Origin of the sequence: Mangrovibacterium sp. (assembly GCF_041596335.1) — a bacterium.
In the GTDB taxonomy this organism is placed as follows: Bacteria; Bacteroidota; Bacteroidia; order Bacteroidales; family Prolixibacteraceae; genus Mangrovibacterium.
In genome coordinates this window covers 47,185-53,694 of sequence record NZ_JBFHIT010000034.1, presented here as the reverse complement: position 1 = coordinate 53,694, position 6,510 = coordinate 47,185, and the positions used below count along the sequence as shown (strand labels likewise).

The window sequence follows — 6,510 nt, the reverse complement described above, 5'->3', positions numbered from 1 at the left end:
TTGTCTTCGATATTGATAATCTCAGTCGAATATTCGTTGCCGTTTATGGTAAATTTAAATTTTTTCATTGCTGTAAATTTATATGCGGGGATTTTTTCTTAACGTATAGATTTTCGAATTCCACGGAGAATAGGTTCTGGCTACTTTTTTAATTGTCAGCACGGTATTTTCTTCATCGTGTAATTCTGCTTGGTAGAGGTATAGAGACATTGCGATAGCTGCGTTGATCTCACCTGAGAGTTGGCCTTCTTCTTTGGCTGGTTTTGCTCCGGCTTCGGCTGTCTGGGGTTTAGATTTAGCACGGGTGGTAAAACGTTTTCCAACAAATAAGTAGAAAAGAAAAAGAATCGCTAATGCAGAAAATACAACTGACATAGCGACGATTACCATTCCAATTCCTGACGGATCGTGTTCAACAAATTGGTCACCAGCTGATTTTTTTCGACTGTGATCATTTTCAGAACGCGGGGTGGTGTGAGTCATTTTTGTCCATTCTTCCTCGTCGATATGCGTTCGGGCATAGGAAATATCTACCTCCTGACTCATTGGAATGTTCAATTCATCGATCAAACTACGCCCGTTTGTATCGAACAGGTATAAAGTTTGCCCCTGGTCGATCACAAAGTTTAAGTGAAAGATTCCACGAGTTGGTTTATTGTCTGCGAAAAACAACACAAAGCCGCGCGGAGGGATCATTGTTTCAGGTGAATCATTCGGAATCCAGTATTTCGTTGGATTTGCCTTATCGTCGGTCAAGTAGCAGCCACCAATGTTTACAGTGCTGTAGGAAGAGTTGACAATTTCAATCCAGGAATTGTGCTGACCGTATTCGTCGACAAAGTTGGATTCATTGAGTACCAAGATCTCATTAAACTTTAAATCGCTGGCTCCCTGCGCTATAAGCGACTGGGAGCTAGCGATTAGCAATAAAATAATGAGCCCGGAAAATAGTTGATTAAATTTTCTGTGCATGATCATATTTTATAATGGGATATTGGTGTGTTTTTTCGGTGGCATGACGTCTTTTTTAGTCGCCAATGACTGCAATGCGCGAATAATCCGGAATCGGGTATTGCGTGGTTCAATTACATCATCAATGTAGCCGTATCTAGCCGCATTATATGGGTTTGCAAATTTATCCTTGTATTCAGCTTCAGCTTCAGCAATGAAGTTTGCACGTTCCTGATCGTCTTCAATCGTTCTGATTTTTTTGTTTTGAAGAACTTCGATCGCACCTTTTGGTCCCATAACTGCAATTTCACCGGTTGGCCATGAGTAGTTGATATCGCCGCGAAGGTGTTTTGAACTCATTACGCAATATGCACCACCGTATGATTTACGCAGGATAATTGTAACTTTTGGCACAGTCGCTTCACCATAAGCAAACAGCAGTTTTGCACCATGTGAAATGATACCACCGTATTCCTGAGCAGTACCAGGCAAGAATCCTGGAACGTCAACCAAGGTGACCAAAGGAATATTGAAGGCATCGCAGAAACGAACAAAACGCGCTGCTTTGCGGGAAGCGTTGATGTCGAGTACACCAGCCAGGTAGTTTGGTTGGTTCGCTACAACACCAACAGAAATTCCGTTGAAACGGGCAAATCCAACAACAATGTTTTGTGCATAGTTCCGGTGAACTTCCAAAAATTCGCTATTGTCAACAATTGAATGGATGACGTCTTTTACATCGTAAGGTTTATTCGGATTGTCCGGAATAACGTCGTTCAACGAATCTTCCAGACGATCGATTGGGTCGTCGCATGGCATCAATGGTGCATCTTCAAGATTATTTTGAGGTAAGAAGCTCAGCAACTTACGAACGATAGAAATTCCTTCCTGCTCATCCTCTGCAATAAAGTGCGATACACCTGATTTAGAGCCGTGAACAGTTGCACCACCCAGTTGTTCGTCGGTAACAACTTCACCAGTTACTGTTTTAACCACTTTAGGGCCGGTAACGAACATGTAGCTGGTGTCTTTACTCATTAAAATAAAGTCAGTAAGAGCAGGAGAGTATACAGCACCACCGGCGCAAGGACCGAAAATAGCTGAAATCTGAGGGATAACACCAGATGCCATGATGTTGCGTTGGAAAATCTCCGTGTATCCGGCCAAAGCTGTTACACCTTCCTGAATACGTGCGCCACCCGAGTCGTTGATACCGATCAATGGGGCACCCATTTTCATGGCCATATCCATTACTTTGCAAATTTTCAGTGCGAAAGTTTCTGATAATGAACCGCCAAATACAGTAAAGTCTTGAGAGAATACATAAACCAGGCGACCATCAATTGTTCCCTGTCCGGTTACAACTCCGTCACCTAAAAATTTGGTTTTTTCCAACCCAAAGTTTGTACAACGGTGAGTGACAAACATGTCAAATTCTTCGAAACTGCCTTCGTCCAATAGCAAATCAACCCGTTCGCGGGCAGTCAATTTGCCTTTTCCGTGTTGCGCTTCAATTCTTTTCTCACCACCACCCAATTTGGCTTGGTTTCTAAGGTCTATAAGATGTTTAATTTTATCGTGATTGTTCATTTTAATACATTGAAAAGTTGGTACTCAAATAAATTATTCGGCACAAAGTTCGGTTAGTACGCCCAAGGTTGATTTTGGATGAAGGAAGCCAATGTTAAGTCCTTCAGCTCCTTTGCGTGCCGACTTGTCAATCAGGGCAACACCTTTCGACTCTACATCGGTCAAGGCTTCATTTACGTTATCAACCGCGAAAGCCAAATGGTGTACTCCGGGGCCTTTCTTTTCAATGAATTTTCCGATTGGTCCTGCTGGATCAGTTGATTCTAAAAGTTCAATTTTAGTGTCTCCAACTTTAAAGAAAGCTGTTTTAACTTTTTGATCTGCAACTTCTTCAACTGCATAGCATTTCAATCCTAATACGCCTTCATAGTAAGGGATAGCTTCTTCCAAACTTTTTACAGCGATTCCAATGTGTTCAATGTGAGATATTTTCATTTTTAATGAATGATTTATGTGATGATTAAAAGAATGTTTCTGGTTGTAGCTCGTCGAACTTCCAAATTGCTCTGGAAAATGTGAAAATGAATGAATCGAACCTTTGTACTGAGTTTATTTGCATTACTATAAAGGTTCGAACGAAAGCTAATACAAGCAAGCATGATTGTTAGATCATGCTTGCTGAATTATATTAGTAGGTTTTTTTTACGAAATGGAAATGAGATCCAAACCGTTCAAAAGCTGCCTGGTCGAGTGAATCGCGATGATCTGGGTGAGAAACAGAGATCAGCAATTTAGCACGTTCCTGTAATGTTTTACCATAAAGGTTTACAGCGCCATATTCTGTTACAACCCAGTGCATGTTCGAGCGGGTACTTACAACTCCTGATCCTGGAATTAAGATCGGGCTGATTTTCGAAACTCCTTTGGCTGTTACCGAAGGAAGAGCGATAATAGGCTTTCCACCATTTGAGTATCCGGCACCACGAATGAAATCGATTTGACCACCGACACCTGAATAGTGTTTGATACCGATGGAGTCGGCACAAACCTGACCTGTCAGGTCGATGGCTAAGGCTGAGTTAATTGCGGTAAGTTTGTCCAACTGGCGAATTACACTTACACTATTTGTGTAACCTACATCCATCATGGCAACGCGGGGGTTATCGTCGATGAAATCGTAAAGTGCCTTGGTTCCCATTAAGAATGAGGCAACCATTTTACCTTTGTCTAGTTTTTTGTGTTTTCCGGTCACAACTCCTTTTTCAACCAACGGAAGAATACCGTCTGCGAACATCTCGGTATGCACACCTAAATCTTTGTGGTTACCCAGTTGAGCCAACACAGCGTTTGGAATACCACCGATACCCATTTGCAAACATGCACCGTCTTCAACCAATTCAGCTACGTTTTTACCGATTTGAATTTCAGTATCGGTAAGTTCGGCCATATCGTGGGCATACAACGGAATGTTACATTCCACAAAAATATCGATTTCGTCAATATTGACCATCGCATCACCGAATGCACGAGGTACATTTGGGTTAACAGCTGCAATTACAACATCAGCGGTTTCTATAGCCGCCAAAGTTGAATCAACCGACGTACCGAGTGAAACATAGCCATGCTTGTCCGGAACCGAACACATGATTAGGGCAACATTAACTTTTAAGTAGCCGTCGCGAATCAGCTTTTGTGTTTCGCTCAGGAAAACAGGGATATAGTCGGCATAACCAGCCTGTGTTTGTTTTCGCAGGTTTCCGCCAACAAAAAATTGTTCTGCAACGAAAACACCTTCAAACTCAGGATCAGCATAGTCGAGCTTTCCCTCCACGTGAATGTGTTGGATTTTTACATCGTATAGTTCTCCGTTCCGACCACGTTCAACCATTGGCTTAATTAAAGTATGTGGTGTGACAGCCACGCTACTTAGGTGAACACGATCTCCGGATTTTATAACTTTTACAGCCTCTTCGGGCGTAACGTATTTGATTTGTTTCATAATAGGGAAATAGTATAATTTGCTCTGAAAATTGTGGTGGTAAAGATAAAAATTTACGATGGTGAGGGCACAATTAGTGCCTTATTTAAAGCCGTTTTAAGGAAAGCCATCGTATTTCTAAATTTAATGTTAAGAAAGCCCGTTAATATTTGCATTATTGTGATATAGGGAATATAAAGATATATAAATCTTATTTCTAGTGGCCTAGAATAGAAACATTAAGTTTCTTTCTACATTAAACGTAAATGTTTTGTTTAATCGAGCAAATGTTTATAATGAAAGGTCAGATCATCGACAAAATTGTCTCAATTACTTTGTTGGCTCCGGCTTCAATTTGGTCGATCGTTGCATCCAGCATATAGCAGGGAGTGGTTACGACTTTGTGATTACGATCAATTACAATTTCGCCATGTGTTGTCTGAGTATGCTTGCCTCCCATGTTTTCAATAGCGCCGGCAGTACCCGAATCATTTCCAATCGTAACTTCAACATTGCCTAGTACCCGTGTGATGACGGCCGGAGAGATGCACAGCGCGCCAATAGGTTTACGGGCGGATGCGGTTGATTGAATTGCGGTGGCAACATCTTGGTTGACAGAGCATTTGTGTCCGTCGAACGCGAACGTGCTCAGGTTTTTAGCAGCTCCAAATCCACCCGGAAAAACAAGCGCGTCGAAATCTGCTGCATTGTATTCTTTAAGGTCACTTACGTTTCCCCGAGCAATGCGGGCTGACTCAACCAGTACGTTGCGGCTTTCATTCATTACCTCGCCCGTGAGATGGTTAATTACATGAAACTGGTCGACATTTGGGGCAAATAGGGTATAGGACGCACCTGATTTTGCTATGGCCAGCATTGTAAGGGTAGCTTCGTGAATTTCGGCTCCGTCATAAACACCACAACCAGAAAGGACAACTGCGATTTTTTTTTGTTCACTCATGACTTGTCAAATTTTAGTTCTTAAAATTAGCGAATTTCTGAAAGAACAAAAAAGCCAATGAAGGGCGATATCCGTTCAGTGGCTTTTTTTGAGTTGATCATCGGAAATCCCGACAAGTTTATTTTATTTCGTCTAAGTCGTAGGGGGTTTCCTGATAGACGTAGTAGTTCAGCCAGTTTGTAAAAAGTAAGTCAGCTGCCGAACGCCAACGGAGGATTGGTTTTTCGTTCGGATCATCATTTGGGTAATAATTTGCGGGGATCTCGATCGGCAGATCTTTTGATACATCTCGCTTGTATTCACCATCAAGCGTCATGCGTGAGTATTCTGCATGGCCGGTGATAAATATCTGACGTCCATTGCGGGCCATCACCATATTTACGCCCGAATGGTCGGAATAGGAGATGATATCTAATCCGTCAACTTTTTTGATGTCCTCCGCACGAATTTCAGTGTGGCGAGAATGAGGTACAAAATATTCATCGTCAAACCCTCTGAAAATCGGGATTTTTCGATCTGAAATCCGATGCTTGAAAACACCGAACATTTTCTTTTCAAGCGGATATTTGGGGATGCCGTAGAAATGAAACAAAGCAGCTTGAGAGGCCCAGCAGATAAAAAGCGACGAGGTGACATTTGTGAGTGACCAGTCCATGATTTTCCTCATTTCGTCCCAGTATGTGACTTCTTCGAAAGCCAGAAGTTCAACTGGTGCTCCGGTAATAATCATACCATCAAACTTCTTGTTCTTTACCTGATCGAAAGTTTTATAAAAAGCAGCCATGTGTTCGGCAGAGGTATGTTTGTGCTCATGGTCTTTGATTTTCAGAAAATCAATTTCGATCTGCAGGGGCGAATTGGATAGCACCCGCAGTAAATCAGTCTCGGTTGTGATTTTTAGCGGCATCAGGTTGAGTATGATGATCTTTAAGGGGCGAATATCCTGGTGAGAGGCGCGCGTTTGATCGATCACGAAAATATTTTCCTGAAGCAGCAATTCAATTGCTGGCAGTTTATCCGGAATATTTAATGGCATAATTGACTCCTTTTTTTTACAGTGCCCGGAACCAACGGTTCCGGGCTATTGAAT

Annotated in this window: 6 protein-coding genes; all 6 read right to left on the bottom strand. The window is 42.1% G+C overall.

Annotated elements, in window-relative coordinates:
* Nucleotides 1–78: 78 nt before the first annotated feature.
* Nucleotides 79–972 carry an OadG family transporter subunit gene (locus ABZD21_RS12740; protein ID WP_372775401.1) on the bottom strand — a complete coding sequence of 298 codons (894 nt, stop codon included), beginning with the start codon at nt 970–972 and terminating at the stop codon, nt 79–81.
* Between the two features lie 9 nt (nt 973–981).
* Nucleotides 982–2,541: an acyl-CoA carboxylase subunit beta gene (locus tag ABZD21_RS12735; protein ID WP_372775400.1), complete on the bottom strand. Its 1,560-nt coding sequence runs from the start codon at nt 2,539–2,541 to the stop codon at nt 982–984.
* 33 nt (nt 2,542–2,574) lie between these two features.
* Entirely contained in the window at nt 2,575–2,976 is a 402-nt protein-coding gene (mce, locus tag ABZD21_RS12730; protein ID WP_372775399.1) for a methylmalonyl-CoA epimerase, read from the bottom strand.
* 193 nt (nt 2,977–3,169) lie between these two features.
* Nucleotides 3,170–4,480: an acetyl-CoA hydrolase/transferase family protein gene (locus ABZD21_RS12725; protein ID WP_372775398.1), complete on the bottom strand. Its 1,311-nt coding sequence runs from the start codon at nt 4,478–4,480 to the stop codon at nt 3,170–3,172.
* Between the two features lie 283 nt (nt 4,481–4,763).
* Nucleotides 4,764–5,420 (bottom strand): isoprenoid biosynthesis glyoxalase ElbB, encoded by a 657-nt coding sequence (gene elbB / locus ABZD21_RS12720; protein WP_372775397.1) that lies wholly within the window; start codon nt 5,418–5,420, stop codon nt 4,764–4,766.
* Between the two features lie 118 nt (nt 5,421–5,538).
* Entirely contained in the window at nt 5,539–6,456 is a 918-nt protein-coding gene (metA, locus tag ABZD21_RS12715) for a homoserine O-succinyltransferase (protein WP_372775396.1), read from the bottom strand.
* Nucleotides 6,457–6,510: the final 54 nt, after the last annotated feature.